Origin of the sequence: Sorangium sp. So ce1504, from assembly GCF_051521635.1 — a bacterium.
Taxonomy (GTDB): Bacteria; Myxococcota_A; Polyangia; order Polyangiales; family Polyangiaceae; genus Sorangium; species Sorangium cellulosum_B.
On record NZ_CP150365.1, the window covers coordinates 5,701,956 to 5,719,720 of the forward strand.

13 protein-coding genes are annotated in these 17,765 nt (G+C 73.2%); 4 read left to right on the forward strand and 9 right to left on the reverse strand.

Annotated features, from left to right (window positions below; genetic code table 11):
• Positions 1-4: 4 nt before the first annotated feature.
• The 3 genes from WMF39_RS21440 to WMF39_RS21450 are packed head-to-tail and all read right to left on the reverse strand — an operon-like array spanning position 5 to position 2,933.
• A complete protein-coding gene (locus WMF39_RS21440) occupies positions 5-1,828 on the reverse strand; it encodes an ArnT family glycosyltransferase (RefSeq protein ID WP_437747319.1) in 1,824 nt (607 codons plus the stop codon).
• Positions 1,825-2,811 carry a hypothetical protein gene (locus tag WMF39_RS21445; protein ID WP_437747320.1) on the reverse strand — a complete coding sequence of 329 codons (987 nt, stop codon included), beginning with the start codon at positions 2,809-2,811 and terminating at the stop codon, positions 1,825-1,827. The genes WMF39_RS21440 and WMF39_RS21445 overlap by 4 nt, the downstream gene beginning before the upstream one ends.
• Positions 2,808-2,933: a hypothetical protein gene (locus tag WMF39_RS21450; RefSeq protein WP_437747321.1), complete on the reverse strand. Its 126-nt coding sequence runs from the start codon at positions 2,931-2,933 to the stop codon at positions 2,808-2,810. Before WMF39_RS21450 ends, WMF39_RS21445 begins: the two co-directional genes overlap by 4 nt.
• A gap of 131 nt (positions 2,934-3,064) precedes the next feature.
• On the opposite strand from WMF39_RS21450, the gene WMF39_RS21455 reads away from it, so the two are divergent.
• Both WMF39_RS21455 and WMF39_RS21460 read left to right on the forward strand, forming a co-directional pair.
• Complete coding sequence (locus tag WMF39_RS21455; protein ID WP_437747322.1) at positions 3,065-5,941, forward strand: ATP-binding protein; 2,877 nt, start codon at positions 3,065-3,067, stop codon at positions 5,939-5,941.
• Complete coding sequence (locus WMF39_RS21460; RefSeq protein ID WP_437747323.1) at positions 5,938-6,327, forward strand: response regulator; 390 nt, start codon at positions 5,938-5,940, stop codon at positions 6,325-6,327. The genes WMF39_RS21455 and WMF39_RS21460 overlap by 4 nt, the downstream gene beginning before the upstream one ends.
• Before the next feature lie 65 nt (positions 6,328-6,392).
• Here WMF39_RS21460 and WMF39_RS21465 read toward each other — a convergent pair whose 3' ends face one another.
• The 3 genes from WMF39_RS21465 to WMF39_RS21475 all read right to left on the reverse strand — a co-directional run bounded on the left by WMF39_RS21465 (position 6,393) and on the right by WMF39_RS21475 (position 11,169).
• Complete coding sequence (locus WMF39_RS21465; RefSeq protein WP_437747324.1) at positions 6,393-8,486, reverse strand: hypothetical protein; 2,094 nt, start codon at positions 8,484-8,486, stop codon at positions 6,393-6,395.
• Positions 8,487-8,725: 239 nt separating this feature from the next.
• Entirely contained in the window at positions 8,726-10,234 is a 1,509-nt protein-coding gene (locus WMF39_RS21470; RefSeq protein ID WP_437747325.1) for a metallophosphoesterase, read from the reverse strand.
• 341 nt (positions 10,235-10,575) lie between these two features.
• A complete protein-coding gene (locus WMF39_RS21475) occupies positions 10,576-11,169 on the reverse strand; it encodes a Uma2 family endonuclease (protein ID WP_437747326.1) in 594 nt (197 codons plus the stop codon).
• A 49-nt stretch (positions 11,170-11,218) separates the two neighbouring features.
• Between WMF39_RS21475 and WMF39_RS21480 the strand changes: the two genes are divergently transcribed.
• Complete coding sequence (locus tag WMF39_RS21480; RefSeq protein WP_437747327.1) at positions 11,219-11,707, forward strand: type II toxin-antitoxin system RatA family toxin; 489 nt, start codon at positions 11,219-11,221, stop codon at positions 11,705-11,707.
• Positions 11,708-11,763: 56 nt separating this feature from the next.
• Here WMF39_RS21480 and traA read toward each other — a convergent pair whose 3' ends face one another.
• Together traA and WMF39_RS21490 are read right to left on the reverse strand one after the other, a co-directional pair.
• Complete coding sequence (traA, locus tag WMF39_RS21485) at positions 11,764-13,059, reverse strand: outer membrane exchange protein TraA family protein (RefSeq protein ID WP_437747328.1); 1,296 nt, start codon at positions 13,057-13,059, stop codon at positions 11,764-11,766.
• A gap of 196 nt (positions 13,060-13,255) precedes the next feature.
• On the reverse strand, positions 13,256-16,156 hold the full coding sequence (locus tag WMF39_RS21490; RefSeq protein ID WP_437747329.1) for a helix-turn-helix domain-containing protein: 2,901 nt from the start codon (positions 16,154-16,156) through the stop codon (positions 13,256-13,258).
• Positions 16,157-16,279: 123 nt separating this feature from the next.
• Between WMF39_RS21490 and WMF39_RS21495 the strand changes: the two genes are divergently transcribed.
• Positions 16,280-16,855 carry a prolyl hydroxylase family protein gene (locus tag WMF39_RS21495; RefSeq protein ID WP_437747330.1) on the forward strand — a complete coding sequence of 192 codons (576 nt, stop codon included), beginning with the start codon at positions 16,280-16,282 and terminating at the stop codon, positions 16,853-16,855.
• Positions 16,856-16,889: 34 nt separating this feature from the next.
• Here the strand turns inward: WMF39_RS21495 and WMF39_RS21500 are convergent, their stop codons facing one another.
• A complete protein-coding gene (locus WMF39_RS21500; protein ID WP_437747331.1) occupies positions 16,890-17,756 on the reverse strand; it encodes an NAD-dependent protein deacetylase in 867 nt (288 codons plus the stop codon).
• Positions 17,757-17,765 lie beyond the last annotated feature (9 nt).

Genomic DNA, 17,765 nt, shown 5'->3' on the forward strand with positions numbered 1-17,765 from the left:
GCGCTCAGCGGGCGCGGTTGCGGTAGACCAGGATCACCGGCACGCCATCGGGTCCGGCGATGTGATCCGGGCTCGTGGTCCCGAACGCGACCCACGCCTGATACGCCTGCCCCAGCATGTGCTTCTCGTGGTGGTAGAGGGCGAAGTCCGCGCCCGCGACCGCCCCCACGCCGCGGATGTCCTCTCGCAGGCGCCCGTCGCGCAGCAACATCTCCCACGCCGGGCCAGCGGTGTCGTGGATGTACACCGTCCCTCGGGGTGGGACGTGCTCGTTGAGGTACGCGACGACCGCGCCCGTGGTGTACCCCCAGAACGTGCGGTTCAGCCCGAGGTTCGCCGCGCCGGGCGCGCCGCCGACCAGCGGCGTGTAGCTCGAGAGCGCCCACGGGTGCGCGTGCAGCGTCTCGGCGATGGGCGCCGCGACCACCGCCGCCCCGAGCAGCGCCGGGACCAGCGGGCCGCGCGCGGCGAAGCTGGTCCGCGCGCGGGATCCGCGCGCGCGCCGGGAAAGCAGCAGCGCGCGTAGACCGACGCGCGCGCGCCGCACGGCGGCGGAGAACGCGGCGCCGGCGAACAGGGCGATGAACGGGTAGGCCGTCATCCAGTGCTTCGTGCCGCCGAAGATCGGCGTGCTCGGGGAGAGCCAGGCGCCGTACACCGCGGCGATGGCGAGGAACCAGAGGAGCGCCGTGCCGCCAGGATCGTCCGCGGGCGGGCGGAGCCGCGCGGCGAGCGCCCGCTCCGCGGCGAGCGCGAGCCTCCCGCCTTCGGGGGCGAGCCGCGCCGCCGCGCACGCGAGCGGATAGAGGAGGCGCTCGCGCGCTGCCGCGCAGAGCCCCGCGGCGAAGAGGCCCAGCGTCACGACGGGGACCGTCGCCGCCGTCATCACGGGCGCGTAGGCCCTCGGCATCGGAGGCGTCCAGTAGTTCCGGCCGAGGAACTCCATGTTGTAGTACTCGTGGTTCAGGTGAAACGACGCGTACTCGCGGAGGCGCGGGAGCGTGTCGCGCCAGATCCACGGCCAGAGCGCGTAGAAGACGAGAGGGCCGATCGTCGCCATCGCGGCGAGCGCGGCCAGAGGTCGCCGGACGCCTCCGGGCCGCGCAGGCGACGCCGCGGCGGCGGCCGCGGGCGCCGCCCTCGCCGCGATCGCGCGCGCGACGATCCGGTCCCTGAGCGCCATGCCGACGGCGTGCGAGACGCAGACGATCGGCAAGAACCAGGAGTTGTGCTTCGTGTCGAGCGCGAGGCCGAAGGCGACCCCGGTGAGCACGGGCCACAGCGCCCCGCCGTCCCGCAGCGAGCGCCAGTAGGCGTAGGCGCACAGGGCCCAGACCGTCACGATCGGCGCGTCGAAGCACGCGAGGTGCGCCTGGTAGAAGTACCGCGGCAGCATCGCGAAGAGCACGGCCGCGGACGCGCCGGCGAGCCGATCGCGCGCCTGTGTGCCCCAGAGGTACACGAGCGCCACCCCCACGCCCGACAGGACCATCGCGGGGAACCTGTAGCTCGTGCCCTCCATGGCGAAGAGCCCGAGCCGCTTCTGCAGGACGAGGTTGGAGAGCGCGAAGAGCGACTTGATGAGGCCGGGGTGCTCGTGGTTCACCGACCAGGCGGCGTCGACGCTCCGCGGATCGAGCGCCGCGCGCGGCGCATCGAGGAGCGCCTGGAACCACGCGCCGTAGCGGTTCGCGGCGAAGAAGTAGAAGCCCTCGTCGCGCGCATAGCCGAGATCACCCGCGGTCGCGAGCAGCAGGGCGACGTACGCCGCCGCGAACGCGAGCGCGATCAGGCCGTCGGCGGGCGCGAGTGGCGCCGAGCGCTTCATCGGGTGTCCGCCTCGAAGCAGTAGTGGCGGTGCGTGAAGTCGGCGGATCTCACGGCGAACTCCACCTCCGCCTCGGCCGCGCCCGCGTGGGCGGCGAGCGGGAACTCGAACGCCGCCCACCCGTCGCCGTCGGCGTGCGTCGCCTCGCCCACGGTCTCGCCGTTCACGCGCACGGACAGCGTGACCGGCGCGCCCCGCCGCTCCCGCTCGATCATCCAGTACATGCCCGCGTGCCCTCGGATCACCGAGCCGAGCGGGACGCCACGGAAGCGCGTGACGATCTCGCCGTCCCTCGGCGGGTGGGACCAGATGCACCGGCGAGGGCGGAACTCCTCGTCCGCGATCACCGTGACGCCCACGTTGAAGAACGGGCCGCCGGGGCACTCGAAGCGCTCGGCGGAGAACGTCGGGTTCCCGCCAAGCCCGCCGGCGACGATCCGCGCGCGCGGGTTCCAGCGGCACGCGGCCGGAGGATCCGTGACGCGCACGTCGGCCGACGCCGGCGCGACGTTGTCGACGAAGTCGTAGACGACGCGCGCGGGCGACGGGTTCACGAGGCGCCGGAGCACGAAGGGGCCGCGCTCCTGCCGCGCCTCCTCGCGGAAGCCCGCGAGCTCCTCGGCGCGCTGGCCGAGGACGCTGATCTCGACCGCGGCCGCGTAGCGGCTCTCGTCGGGCCGGGCGGCGTCGCGCAAGGGCATCAGCTCGTCCCCGAGCGCGCGGCGCGCGGCCGGATCGGCCCATCCAGGCGCGACGACCACGAGGTCCCCCGGCTGCTTCATCGCCGCGAGGGGCGCCCCCACCTCGCGCCAGGCGTCGAAATCCGGAGCGCTTTCGCTGAAGTACACGTGCGCCACGAGCTCTCCGAGGCCGAGCGCCGGCAGGCCGAGGAGGGCGAGCAGGCCGAGGGCGCGGCGCCGGCCGCGCGCGCTCGCCGCCTCGCCCGCGGGCGGGGCCGTCTCATGGAGCTGCGCCGAGGTCACGCCGTCCTCCGGGCGAGCCGATCGGCGCGTGCCGCCGGCAAGAGCAGCGCGGAGACGGCGATCACCGGCTCGGGCCTGTAGCACGACGGTGCGAGCGCGGCGCGGCGGATGAGGTCCATCACGTCGGTAGCCCTACACGATGGAAATCGTGGAGGAAATGCGACGGATGGCTCCTGCCCCGCGGCCGGTTTTCTGGCGGTGTGGAGCTTAAACGTCCCTGGCGCCGGCGTTATGTTGGTTACCCCACAAAACCATGTCGTACCGTTCCCGCCAGCCCGCCGAGGTCGGCCATGTCGACCTCCCCCGCACGCGCGCCGCCCGTGGATCGAACTCCCGAGCCCCGACGCCGGTGGATGTCCAGGCGCGACTGCGCACTGTGCTCACCCATGCGCCGCTCGCGCTCTTCTCCTTCGACGAGCGCGGGATCATCACCCTCTTCGAGGGGCGCGGGCTCGAAGCCCTGGGGCTGAAGCCTGGCGAGCGCGTGGGCCGCTCCGTGTTCCACGTGTTCGCCGCCTACCCGTGCGTCACCGAGAACGCGCGCCATGCCCTCGAGGGACGAGCGGTGACGACCGTCGGGCAGATGCCGGAAGGCTGGTTGGAGGCTCGCTACATCCCGCTGCGGGACCCGGCCGGCAAGGTCACTGGCGCCCTCGCCACGTGCATCGATATCACCGCACGACAGCGGGCGCTGGACGCGCTCGACCAGCAGCAAGCGGTGCTGAAATACGTCATCGCCAATGTGCCACACGCCATCTTCTGGAAAGATCGCCAGGGCCGCTTTCTCGGAGGAAACCAGAACTTCCTCAACGACACCCACACAAGGGTCCTGGAGAACCTGGTGGGCAAGACCGATTTCGACGTCTGGGGCATGGGGGAGGACGCGGCCGCTTTCGTGAAGATCGACCGCGAGGTCATGGAGCGAGGCGTCCCGATGCTCGACATCGAGGAGCCCCTGCTCCGCCCGGACGGCCAGCGGCGGGTCCTGCTCACCAGCAAGGTGCCCATCCGCGACGAGAGCGGCGAGGTGACGGGGCTGCTCGGGATCTACGCCGACATCACCGAGCGCAAGCAGATGGAGCTCGACCTGCACAAGGCCAAGGAGGCCGCGGACGCCGCTGCCCGCGCCAAGGGAGAGTTCCTCACGATGATGAGCCACGAGCTGCGGACGCCGCTGTCGCTGATCCTCGGGCCGCTCGAGTCGCTGCTGTCGAGCCCGGACGAGCCGCTGTCGCCGAAGGTGCGGACGCACCTGGAGCGCATTCAGCGCAGCGGGCGGCGGCTGCACCGGCTTGTCGACGACGTGCTCGACTACCAGAAGATCGAGGCCGGCAAGATGGTGCTCGACTGGGAGGCGGTCGACGTGACGACGCTCGTCGCCGACCTGGTGGAAGAAGCTCGGCCAGCGGCGGAGCGGGGCCGCCTGCAGCTCGCGCTAGAGGTCGACCCCGCGCTGGACACGGTCCCCCTCGATCGGCGCAAATTCGAGAAGATCGCGCTCAACCTGCTGGGCAACGCGCTCAAGTTCACCCCGCCGGGGGGTCGGATCGCGGTCGGGTTGCGGCCGCGCGACGGCGTCTTCGAGCTCTGCGTCGAGGACACCGGTCCTGGCATCCCGTCGGACAAGATGCACCTCTTGTTCCAGAGGTTTCAGCAGATCGACGCGTCGATGACGCGCAAGCACGAAGGGACCGGGATCGGGCTGTCGCTGGTCAAAGAGCTCACGGAGCTGATGGGCGGCACCCTCGGCGTGGAGAGCGAGCCCGGCGCTGGCTCTCGCTTCTTCGTGCGGCTGCCGCGCGCTGCGGCCCCTCGGATCGCGCCGCCGCCCCTTGGCTCGCCGGTGCGGACGAGCGCGAATGGAACGCGCGCCGGCGCGGGCGATTTCGCCCAGTCCGAGCTGCGCACCACGAGCGCGAGCGGCGCCGGGGTGCGGCGGACCGAGCCCGCGCCGCGCCTGCTCGTGGTGGAAGACAACCCGGACATGCGGTCCTACATCGAGGACATCTTGCTGGCCGAGTACGAGATCACGCTGGTGACCAACGGCCGCGAGGCGCTCGAAGCGGTCAAAGCGAGCCGGCCCGACGTCATCGTATCGGACGTGATGATGCCGGAAATGGACGGCTTCGAGCTGGTCCGGCAGCTCAAGCGGGAGCCCGACCTCCGCTCTATCCCGATCATTCTCCTGACGGCCAGGGCGAGCCGCGCCGAGACGGTGGGGGGGCTGGAGGTCGGCGCCGATGACTACCTGGTCAAGCCGTTCGATCCGCTGGAGCTCAAGGCGCGGGTCCGCGCGGCCGAGCGCCTGCACCGCGCCTACCAGGAGCTCGAGGCGAAGAACGGCGAGCTCGCGACGGCCCTGAAGAGGCTCTCGGAGACGCAGGAAGAGCTCGTCCAGGCCGGCAAGATGGCGGCGATCGGAACCCTGGTCGCGGGGCTGTCGCACGAGCTGAACAACCCGGTCGCCATCATCCTGATGAACGCCCAGCTCGTCCTCAAGCGGCAGCGCGACGGCCACGGGATGCCCGATGAGCGCCTGCTGCTCAAGGTCCTGCGCACCATCGAGCAGCAGGCCCACCGCTGTTCAGACCTCACGCGAGCGCTGCTCGATTACTCGCGCGGCAAGACGATCGGCCGGGAGACGTGCGACATGTCCACCGCGCTCCGCCGCGCGTACGAGCTCTCCACGCCGCGGGCGCGCGAGCGCGCCGTCCACCTCAAGGTGAACAGCTCCACCGCGGCGCCGCTGCCCACCGTGCTCGTGAATCCGGCGCAGCTGGACTCCGCCTTGCTCAACGTGATCGGCAATGCGATCGATGCGACCCCGCGCGGCGGCACCGTCGAGGTCGAGGCTCACCCCCTCCCCTGCAGGGACATCGAGGGCGTGCAGATCGAGGTGCACGACACCGGCTGTGGTATCCTCCCCGAACACCTGGACCGCCTGTTCGAGCCCTTCTTCACCACCAAGCCGCCGGGAAAGGGGACCGGCCTCGGGCTCTCGCTGACGCATCGGTTCATCCAGGAAAACGGCGGCGACATCCGCGTCGAGAGCGAGCTCGGTGCGGGGACGACGATCCGCATGTGGCTGCCCGCGTCTCACGCGCGAGGCCCCGACGGGGACACGACGTGAACGACCAGCCGAGCGAGCCCCCGGGCAGCAGGCCGCGGGTCCTGGTGATCGACGATGAGCCGGCGATCCGAGAGGCACTGGATACGGTCCTGTCCTTCGAGGGGTACGACGTCGCTACCGCGGCGACCGGCGAAGCGGCGGTCGAGCAGGTCAAGGGCGAGCCGTTCGATCTGGTGATCACCGACCTGCGGATGCCAGGCATGGGCGGCGATGAGACCCTGGCCGCCCTGAAGCGGCTCCACCCGAACCTGCCGGTCATCGTGGTGACGGCGCACGCTTCCGACGCGGCCGCCGCGCGCTGCTCGAAGGAGGGAGCGCTCTGGATCGTCCGCAAGCCCGTCGATCTCGACGATCTGCTGCGGCTGGTCAGGGCTGCGGTCCGCTGAGCGCGCGCGGCAGGCAGCGCGCGGCTCGGCATGGATGCCAGCGCGGAGCCCAGGGGGACGACCCGCTACAGCTCGATCGCGTAGACGACGCTGCCGAGCGGCATGCGCTGCATGCGCTCCTCGATCACGCCGCGGAGCGCCTTCCAGGCGCCGGCCTTCTCGACGTACGTCTCGCGGAGGCGCAGCGCGCCGGCCTTGTCGCCGCGCGCCTTGATCCCGAGCACCGTCCTCGCGAGCGCCTCCGCCGCGGCGGGCAGCTTGTCCGACTGGATGGAGAAGCACCCCTTGTCCGCGCCGTTCGCCGCGGTCTCGCCGCGGTGGAAGCCGATCGCTCCTGCGTCGAGCAGGCTGCCGAGCTGGATCGCGGCGAGGTGACCATACGGCCGCGGCTCGCCGCCCGCTGTGTACATGCCCTGCCCCGCCTGCCCGAGCGCCCAGATCACGTCCCTCACCTCGGACATGCGGGCGAGCGCCGGGTCGAGGACACCCTTCTGCGCGAGCCAGCTGGTGAAGAAGAGCGCGCCCGTCTGGGCCTTGAGCTCCTCGAGCATCACGGCGAGCGGCCCGCCGAAGAGCTCGTCGTCGGTCTTGCCCTGCACCTTGTAGCCCTGCGCCGGGCCCAGGTTGTGGGCCGCCTCGTGCAGCACCGTCCCGAGCGCGGCCACGGGGCGCTCGAGGGAGACGCTCTCCATCGTGGTCTTGCAGAGGAGCGAGGCGGCGGCCTCCCGGAGCGCGGCGCGGCTGTCGTCGTCCTGCAGGAGGTTCACCATGACCACGGTGCGGCCGCGGCCTTCGGTCGCGACCGGTCCCCAGTTCGGCAGGCTCTGCCCTGACGTCCCGCCGGTCGCGGCGCGCGACTCGCCGGCGTTCAAGAGGACGTCGATGAAGTCGGGCAGGTGGAAAGCGACCCTGCGCGCCCTGTACGGCGCGCCCGCGAGGCTCGCGAAGGCCGTCTCCATGTCGGACTTCACCGGATCGAGCTTCTTCTGCCAGGTCAACGACTCCTGGTTGATCCGCGCGAAGCTCACGTGGAAGCCCGCCTTGCGGCTGCACGGCTCCCAGTAGGTCTCGTCCGGCCCCACGCGCAGGTACCACGCCGAGTTCTCGGCGTTCATCTTCGCCCAGGGCTCGTCCGCGACCTCCCAGCGGTTGTCGAGGAACGCCTGCGACGCCGCGAGCAGGTAGGCCTTGAAGGCGGCCTCGCTCGGGCTCTGGATCGCCTCGGCCGCCGCCTTGAGCTCCCGGCTCACCGCCTCCATCTCGGGCCTGTAGGCCTCGCTGTAAGGCACGGCCTTGAGGGCGCCGCGCTCCTCGACCACCACGGTGAAGGGAGAGAGGAGCGCCTTCTGATCCGGGCGCGCCTCGAGCGCGGCGCAGAACTTCTTGTCCTGCTGGAGGCGCGCCGGATAGACGCCGGTGACGCGGGGCGGCCTGCTCGGCAGCGCGCTGCAGCTCGGATCGTCGCGCGTCTTGGGTTGCTGGCACCAGGGCCCCTGGTTGCGCCAGAACAACGCCCGGCTGGCGGGGTCGTCGGCCGGGATCTTGTCGGCCATGCCGACGGAGCCGAGCTGCTTCGCGTGGATCTGCTCGATGAGCTCGGCCACCTTGAGCAGGTGGCCGACGATGGCGCGATCCTCGGCGGGCGCGCCGCGGAAGTCGGACCGGAGGAGCGAGGGGCGGCCGGCCGCGAGCTCCGCGAGGACGGCATCGCGGCGGCGCACCTCGGCCTCCTCGAGGCCAGCGCGCAGGTGGCCCTCGGCCTTGACCTTGGTCATCGCGGCATAAGCCGACGTGAACGCCGGGGTGAAGGCCCCGGAGGCGACCCAGGTCGGCGCCGGGGTGTGGCGCCAGAGGGCGGAGACCTCGTCGGGGTCGACGGCGCCCGAGCCGTTGCGGTCGGCGATCCAGAACAGCGGGAGATCGAGCTCCACGGCGATGCGGTTGAGCTCGAGCCGGGGGATCTGATCGAAGCGCGGGGCCTGGGGCGCGGCCTGGGTGGGCGTGGGCGCAGGTGGCGCGGCCGGCGGCGGATCGGCCGGCAGAGGCGGGTGCGGAGCCGAGCAGGCGGCGCCCGCGGCGAGGGCGGCGAGGGCGCCGAGCCCGGCGAGGGCGCCGAGCGGGGCGCGGCGGGACGGCGGGATCGGGAGGGAGATCTTCATGGCTGGAGCTCCGAGGGGCCTTTGACCTGCGAGGCGCGCGGGGCGGCCGGGAGGCCAGCGAGAGCGAGGAGGCGCGCCGCGAGAGCGCCCGGCGCCCTGGTCGCGCCGCGAGAACGCCTCCCCGCGCGATCGGCCGCCGGACTGCCAGACGCGCAGGAGCGTAGATCACTGGCGCCCGGAGAGGGGGTGTTTCTACGCGCGGGTAGGAAGGAGCGTTGTCCGGCGGCGCGGGAGCGGCCTCATGCGGAGGGACGGACGCCCGCCGCCCTGGGCAGCCGCTGCCCGAAGACGCCTGCCAGGAGCTCCCCTGCCCCGTAGTAACAGAGATAGCCGGCCAGCACGAACTTGAGAGGCACCGCCGACGCGGGCAAGAACAGCAGGACGAGGCCGGCGAGCGTCGAGCCAGCGCCCACGACGAAGAGCCACCTCGACTCCACCATTCCCTTGAGCACGATCGACGCCGCGACGCGCAGCGCGCCGGAGATGAACGCAAAGAACCCCACGAAGACCACGAACATCTCGACCACGTAACCGCGACGGAGCACGACGAGGCCCAGAAGGAGGCTCGCCACGCCGCGCACGCGGGAGAGGAGGCGTCGGATGGGCGGCTCCCGCAACGCACCGACGAGCGACAGGGCGCCATCGACGAGCGCGTAGGCAGCGAAGGCCGAGACGAGCAGGCGCCACCCCGCGGAGGACCCCTGACCGACGGAGATCGTCAGCGCGCCGGCGCCCACGGAGAGCGCGAGGGCGCCTTGCGCGATGAGGATCCATCGGGAGCGCTCCGGGCGCGTCGGCTTCGGGAAGATCGTCCTCGCGGCGGAGAGGGCCGCGGCGACCGGGCTCTTCGTCGCCGAACGTGCGCGATCGGGCTTCGCATCCGAGAGCACGAGGGGCATCCCGCGCTCGACGGCGCGACCGTCTTTCCACTCCAGATAGTGGACATGTCCGTCCGGAGAGATGCGAAGGAACGAGTTGAGAGGCCCGGCCCATGAACCGCTGTTGAAATACCAGTCACCGATAGAGCCTGCCTTGTGGGTGTGCCCGAGGACAGCCACGTCGTATGCGCCCGTGTCGAGCTCCGCGCGGACCCCGACCACGTGCTCGCCGAGCCGGTCCGGGTTCTGCGCCGGCGTCAATGCCCCGCGGGGGGACGGGTCCCCCTCGGTCACGCGCTGGCTCATCGTCGCCAGGGTGCGTTTCCAGATCGTCAGTATCGAGTCGCCGAATCGCTCGAGGACGTCCTCCACGCTCTCGCCGCCCTTGAGGAGAGGAGAGCCGTTCTCGTCCTCGGCGACGCCGGCGAGGATGGAGAACATGCGGCCGAAGCCGGGCTCGTCCCCGGCGTTGAACGGATCGGTCTCGTGCCCGTGGCAGAAGTGGAACCGCTTGCCGCCGAGCTCCCGGGTGAACGGCGCGCGCATGCACGCGAAGAAGGGGTGATTGAGGAGGTCCGTCTCGATGAAGTGCACGAGATCGACGTCATGGTTGCCGGGCACGTAGACGAGCCTCAGCGCGGCGAGCTGGTCGAGGAGCGCCCGCCGCTTCACGAACAGGAGGCTGAGGTTCATCTGCCAGAGCTCGAAGAGGTCGCCGAGGATGAAGAGCTCGCCTCCTTCGCTGCCCACGTGGTCGAGGAATGCACGCAGCTGCGACGTCTTCTTGCCTGCCTCGAAGTTGTCGCGCGCGCCGCCGTCACCGATGTGCAGATCGCTGATGACGAAGATATCCCTGGCTGCGCCATCCATTGCCCTGCTCCAGGGTGGCGCGATCCCGCCATGAGCGGCGGCCGCGTCCCCCACCCCGCGCGCGTCGCAAGCCGCGTGCCGCGACGATGCGCAGGAGGGCGAGCGCCGGGCGAGCGGACGGCTCGGCCGGCATCGACTCGCCCGCCGGCTCGCCGCCGCTCGGCGTGCGCGAGCGCCCCCGGACCGTCACTCGCACCGGTCGCGCATCGTCTCGGCCTCGCCGCGCTGCTTTGCCGCGGGCCGGCGAGCCCCCGTCTGGCCAACATCGGCCCGCTGCGCGACGACTTCAGGGCAAGCCGCTCATCCAGCCGATGTGGCGAGGCTCATCACGAATACTGGAGTCACCCCTCCGCCTCCGTCGCGACCTGGGCGAACGGGTCTCGGTAAACCTCGTCCACCGACAGCGCGCACCCGATCGCCTCGAGGTGCACGCCCCCTCCAGCGCGGGCCTCCCGGAGCGTCCACGAGTCGTCCTCGTTGCGGTGAAACACCTCGATGCGCTGCTCGTGCTGCGAGACGAGCACGTACTCCCGGAGCGAGGGGATCCGCCGGTAGTGCGCGAACTTCTGCCCACGGTCGTAGGCCTCCGAGCTCTCGGAGAGGACCTCGACCAGGACGATCGGGTTGAGCGCCGCGTCGTTGTCCGCGAGATCGCGCTCGAGCCTCCCGCAGACGACGCTGACGTCAGGGTACGTGGCGAGCCCGGTCGCCTGCACGCGGACGCGCAGGTCGGCGGAGTAGACCGCGCAGGGCCGCCCGCGGAGCTGCGCCCGAAGCTCGGCACCGACGCTCAGGCACAGGCGCGCGTGCTCCGGCGTCCCGCCGGCCATCGCGAAGATCTCGCCGTTCAGGAACTCGTGCTTCGTCGGGCTCGCCCGCTCCTGCTCGAGATACTCGGCGTATGTCCGGACGATCCTGCGCGCCGGCTCGTTCATGGTCCGGCAGTATGCCACGCCAGCGCGTCACGACCCTATCCTCGGCGCCATGCCCACGATCCAGAGCACCGCCGAGATCGACGCCGCCTCCGACGAGCTCTTCGCGCTGTCCCAGGACTACGCTCTCCGGCTCGAGTGGGACCCGTTCCTCCGCGAGATGCGCTACCGCGACGGCGCGACCGAGCCCGCCGTCGGCGTGCGGGTGTGGGTGCGGGCGAAGAACGGGCTGTCCATGGAGGCGCGTTACCTCACCCTGAACCCGCCGGAGCAGGTGGCGATCACCATGGTCGATGGGCCGCGGATCTTCCGCCAGTTCTCTGGCGCATGGCTCTTCAAGGCGCTGTCGCCGCAGCGGACCCGCGTCACGTTCCGCTACAACTTCACCGCGCGCCCGCAGGCCCTCGCCCCGGTGCTGGAGCCGGTGATGGCGGCCGTGCTGAGGCGCGACATCGTGCAGCGCCTCGCCGGGCTCAAGCAGAGCGCCGAGACGACGGACATCCTTCAGCGGCTGCCGAGGCGCGGCCCGGCAGCCGTCTGACGCGCGGCAAGGCCGCGCCGCAGGAGCTCAGCGCGAGCCGCGCTCCGTGGACCCGCTCACCGCGAGGCCGCGCGCGTCCGGCGACGAGCGCCCGCGAGCGCGAGCCCGAGCCCCGCGAGCGCGAAGGCGAGCCCGCCGCCCTGCCGCCCCTCGCCGCCGACCCGGCACCCGCAGCCGCCGTCGTCGTCCTCCGCGTCTGGCGCGGACGCCGCGCCGCCGCCGCCCCCACCCGCGCCGCCCCCGCCGCCCCCGCCGGCGCCCGCGTCGGGGCCGGGCGGCGCCACGCAGGCGTGCGCCTCGAGGTCGCAGACCTCGCCGTCATCGCAGTCCGCGTCGCCCACGCACGCGACGCACGCCGGCGTCCCCTCCACGAGGGCGCAGCGCGGCGCCTGCGCGCTGCACGGGTTGCACGAAGGCCCGCAGAAGGCGTCGACGGCGCACGGCGCACACAGCGCGGCGTCGTTGCAGTAGGAGCCCGCCTCGCAGCCGGTGTTTCCGCTCTGGCCGATGAACTCGCGGCCGCACTGCGCACAGGCGTCCTCGGCCGACGCGGGGGCGTCGCCCGCCACGCTCCGATGGAACGCCGCCGGCTCGAGGAGCGTGAAGCCGGACTCGGCGAGGTTCGTGCTGCCGGCCTCGCCGGCCTTGAGCTGAAAATCCGCGAACTCTCCTACCAGGAGCGACACCTCGAGCTCTGAATGCTCGACGATCGCGGCATAGAGGATCTCGACGGGGTACAGTCCCTCCTCGGCGAACGTGACGGTATTCGTCATTCGCCAGCTGGGTGCGCCGAGCGCGGGTGGCTGCACCAGCACCGGATAGGGGGCCTGCGCCGAGTCGTAGATCACGAGGGCCACGGCGTCGTCGGCGTAAATGCCAATGTGGACCGGCTGCTCGACGTAGTCGGGCGGCACGGCCAGGTAGCCGCGCAGGCGCATGCCGAACGCCACGTCGGGCTCGTTCGCGACGAAGTCGCACCCTCCTGCCGGACAGTCGGAGAGAGCGTCCAGAAAATCACCGAAGCTCGCCTCGCTCCCGGCGTCGTACCTGTTCGAGAGATCGAGCGGTGTGCGCACCACGGAGCTCACGAGTTCTTCCTGCCCCGCGTCGAAGAACGTGTTCATCTTCTCGATGAAGCCCGCCCTGTCGCTCGTCGGAACCCAGAAGTCGACATCTGGCGCGGACGATGGCCTTTGCGCGCCGCACAGGCCCGTACCTGCCTCGGCGGGGAGCGGAGCTACAGGACCTCCTTCGATGATCACTGGCTCGGCGTTCGCGGAGCCCGGTGCTCCCAGCGCCGTGGAGAGGGCGAGCACGAAAGAGATCGTCAGCTTGGGACGTCGGTGGAACATGGTCGCTCCTGGCAAGGAAAACAGCGCAACTACGCGGCCGCTCGCATGCGACCCGCGATTCACGGCACGTCACGTTATCCCGCGCTCGTAACGCGGAGCCCAGAAATCCCCTTCGCGGGCACGATCCCGACAGCGAGCAGCGGAGTGTCCGCCCGCGGCGCTCCGTTCGTCGCCGGCGCGCGCGCGGGGCGCGCCCTCATCCGCCTAGCCGCGCGAGCGCCTCCCGCGACGCTCCGGCCCCGGGGTGGCGCAGGCGCGCCCGCAGCGCCGCCGCCTCGGCGAGCAGCTCCCGCCCTCGCGCGCGCTCCTCGCCGCGCGCCGCCGCCGCGCGCGCCACGCCCGCCCAGTGCAGCGCGTCCGCCCTCGCCCACGCGTCCTCACCCGCCCACGCCACCGACGAGTCGGCGAGCGCCGTCGCGGACGCCGCCGCCCCCGCGCCGCGCGCGAGCGCGCACCGCGCGGCGACGAGCGCGAGCCGGGCGCGGAACGGGCCGAACCCGCACGCCTCCGCGACATGCAGCCCCTCCAGCGCCTGCCGCGCGCCGTCGTCGAGCCGGCCAGCGGCGAGCGCGATCCGCGCCGCGAGCTCGTGGCACCGCAGCGCGACCTCCACCTCGCCCGTCGCGGCAGCCCAGCGGCGCGCCTCGACGAGGTGCGCCTCGGCCGACGCGACGTCGCCGTCGCCGTCGCCGCCTCCGTCCAGCAGCGCGAGGCCGAGCAGCGTGTGGCCGTGCGCGACGTGCCCCTCCCATCCCCTCCGCCTGCACTCGGCGATGTTCCGCTCCGTGGCCTCGCGCGCCTCGTCGCGGCGCCCGAGCGCGAGCGCGTGCTCCGCCTCCCAGAGCGCGCGGCGCGCCACCGGCGCGTCGCCCAGCTCCCTCAGGCGCGCGAAGCGCTCGCCCGCCGCGTCGACCTCGCCGAGGTCGTGCAGCACCGCGGCGAGCAGCGCCAGCGCGCGCACGGCGTGGCCCTGGTCCGCGGCGCGGCGTGCGCTCCCCGCGGCGCCGCCGGCGATCTCCGCCGACCGCTCGAGCAGGCGGCGCGCGCCGGTCAGGTCGCCCCGCAGCCGCTCCGTATACGCCAGCGTGCGCAGGCCGGTCGCGATCGGCGCCGGGTCGGCGAGCGCCCCGGCGATCTCGTTGTGCGCCTCGTAGCAGGCGCAGGCGAACGCGAGATCCCCGAGCGCGCCCGCATAGAGCCCCGCGTCGTACGCGAGCGACGCGCGCACCCGCGCGGGCAGCGAGGCCGGCATGCCGCGGGGGTCGTCGCCGCCGGCGAACGCGCGCAGGATACGGGCGCCGCGGGCCATGTCGCCGAGCTTGAGCCCGAGGTGCGCGAAGCCGCCGAGGGCGAGCGCGTAGATGTCGTACGCCTCGCCCGCCCGCCCGGCGCCGAGCAGCTCGGTGAGGATGGCCTCGTACGCGTCGACCGCCTCGCGTTCCCGCGGCGCCCGGCGCGGCGCCTCGTCGAGGCGCGGCGGCGGCGCGGCGCTCCCCGCGGCGTGGACGCGCTCTGGCGGCACGCCGAGCAGCGACTTGAAGTGCTGCCGCACGAAGGGGTGCGTCGAGTAGCAGCGCTCGCCCGGGCGCGCCGCGAACACGAGCCCCAGCCGCTCCAGCCGGGCGAGCCCGCGCGCGAGCTCCGCGGCGCCCCACCCCGCCATGGCGCCCGCGATCTCGCCGCCGGCCCGGACCAGCTGGAGCAGCGCCTCCTCGCCCGCGCCGCCGGGGAACACCGAGAGGCGGGCGAGCAGATCCCCCTCGCCCGGCGGCAGCGCGCGCGCGTAGGCCGACAGCACCGAGCTCAGGCGGCGGGCGAGGACGTCGTCCTGCTCGGCCTCGGCGAGGTGCGCCGCCTGCGCCGCGGAGAGCCGCCCCGCGTCGCCGCCGAGGAACGCGCCCACGTAGGAGCCGACGACGGCGACCGACAGCGCGTGCCCGCCCGTCCTCTCGAACAGCGCGCCGAGGGCGCCGTCGTCGCCGCGGATGCCCCAGCGGCGCAGGAGCGACGCAGCGTCGCCCTCGCAGAGCGGCTCGGGCCGGATCGTCGCGAGCCCGCCCTCGGCCCAGGCGGACAGATCCGCGAGCTCGAAGCGCGACGTGACGAGCGCCCGCGCGCCGCCGAGCCCGGATGCGATCGCGCAGAGCAGCCGCCGGAGGAGCGCGTCGTGGAGCTCGCCGTGCGCGCGCCCTGCGCCCCCCTCGGCCTGCACGGTCTCGAGCCCGTCGAGCACGAGCAGGTGCGGCGGCCCCTGCCTCAGCGCCTCCTTCAGCCGCGCGAGCTGCTCTCCGGGCGCCGCCTGAGGCCGCGGCGCCGCCGGGCCCGAGGCGCCCGCGCCCGGCGCGAAGTAGGCCGCCGCCTGATCGAGGAACGCCTCGGTCCTGGGGTCGTCGTAGAAGCTCCAGACGAGCACCCCGCCGGGCCGCGGGGCGTCGCCGAGCCCCTGGAGGAAGCGCTCGGCGATCGCGGTCTTGCCCGCCCCGCCGACGCCGAGGAGCGCGATCACCCGGGGGCGCGGCGGCGAGCCGTCGGCCCACGCGGCGAGCCGATCGAGGATCTCCGCGCGCCCGACGAAGTGCCGCGCTCGCTGGAGCGTGTGCGCGTGCAGCGGGCGCCATGCCGGGGCGGCTCCCTGCGACGGCGCGGGCGCGCCGGCCGGCGCCTTCTCCGCTGCCTCCTCGTCGGGCGCCTCCCCCGCCCCCGCGAGCGCCCTCCCCGCCCCCGCGAGCGCCCTCCCCGCCCCGGCGGGCGCCTCCGCGGCCTGGCTCGCCGCACCCGCTTCCTCTGCGGCGGGATCCGCCGCCGGCGCGGCTTCGGCCTCGGCCTCGACGACGAGCAGCTCCGCCTCGGCGAGGCCGAGCTCGGCGCCGAGCCGCTCGATGATGCGCCGCCGGGACGGGCTCCGGACCGAGAAGCCGAGCCGCGGATCGTTGACGGCGCCCGACTCGTAGCGGCGGTAGGTCCGCACGTCGACGCCGATCGACGCGGCGACCTGCTCCTGCGTCAGGTCGAGATCGAGCCGCGCCCGCTGGAGGAGCGTGTGGTTGAAGCGGACCGCGGGCTCCGCGCCGCGGCCCGCCCTGGAGACCCGTGCCATCGGTGCGAGCGCTCGATCATCGGCGATGCGGCGCTCTCCTGTCCACCGCGCTGCCCGGTCCTGCCCGGTCCTGCCCGGATCCCGCCCTTCCGGATCCGGTCCGCCCGGACCCACGCTTCACGCATGAGCACCTTGCACGCCGAACGGACCGCCCAGTGCACCGACTACACCGACGATCTCCGCATCTTCACGGTGACGAACGTCCTGTCGCCCGAGGAGTGCGAGGGCTTCATCGCGCTCGCCGAGGCGCGAGGCTTCGAGCAGGCGCCGATCGGGGGCAGCGAGGTGATCAACCTCGAGGTGCGCAAGAACGGCCGCGTCATGATCGACGACCCGGACCTCGCCGCGAGCCTCTGGGAGCGGCTCGCGCCCTGGACGCCGCCGAGCTTCGGCCTCCACCGCGCCGTCGGGCTGAACGAGCGATTCCGCTACTATCGCTACACCGAGGGCGAATATTTCAACTGGCACGGCGACGGCTCGTTCGTGCGATCCGGCGGCGAGCGGAGCCTGTTCACCGCGATGATCTACCTGAACGACGACTTCGAGGGCGGCACGACCGATTTCTGGGGCGGCCGGAGCATCGCCCCGCGGCGCGGGATGGCGCTCCTGTTCGAGCACCGCCGGCTCCACCGCGGCGCCGCCGTGACACGGGGGAGCAAGTACGTCCTCCGCAGCGACGTGATGTTCCGGCGCGGGTGATGCCAGCGCCGCGCGTGCGCCGGCGCTCGGCGTCTCAGCCCGGCGCCGCGGTGGCGCCGGCGCCGAGCGCCTCGGCGAGGCGCGGCAGCACCTCGCCGGCGCGGGCCTCGATCTTCAGCGCGCCGAGCTCCTCGCCGCGCGCGGAGCCGAGGTTGATCATGGCGATCGGGGTGCCTCGCTGCGCGGCGCGCAGCACGAAGCGGTAGCCCGAGAAGACCGCCAGCGACGAGCCGACGACGAGGAGCGCGTCCGCCGCGTCCACGAGCGCGAACGCCGCGTCGACGATCGGCCGGGCCACGTTCTCGCCGAAGAAGACGACGCGCGGCTTGAGCGGCCCATCGCAGCGGAGGCACGGCGGCGCACGGAAGCCCGCCACGTGCTCGGCGGGCAGGTCGGCGTCGCCGTCGGGGGCGAGGTCGGCCGCGCGGCGCAGCCAGCCGGGGTTCTGCGCGAGGAGCCGCTCCTGGAGGGCGGCGCGCCGCTCCATCGCGCCGCACGCGAGGCAGGCGACCTCGGAGAGCGTCCCGTGCAGCTCGATGACGCGACGGCTGCCCGCGGCCTGGTGGAGGCCGTCGACGTTCTGCGTGATGAGGCCCTCGAGCTGCCCCGCGTGCTCGAGCCGCGCGAGGGCGCGGTGGGCGGGGTTCGGCTCGGCCCTGGAGAACCGCTCCCAGCCGATCACGGCGCGCGCCCAGTAGCGCTGCCGGATCTCGGCCGAGCGGGAGAACTCCCGCCCCTGGATCGGGTTCCGCGCGCGGCGCCGCGTCTCGGGTCCTCGATAATCGGGGATGCCGGACTCGGTGCTGCACCCCGCGCCCGTCAGCGCCACGATCCGCTTGCCGCGCAGGAGCGCGACGAGGTCGTCGAGCGGATCGGCCGGACGCGCTTCGCTGAGCGGCATATGCCCGGG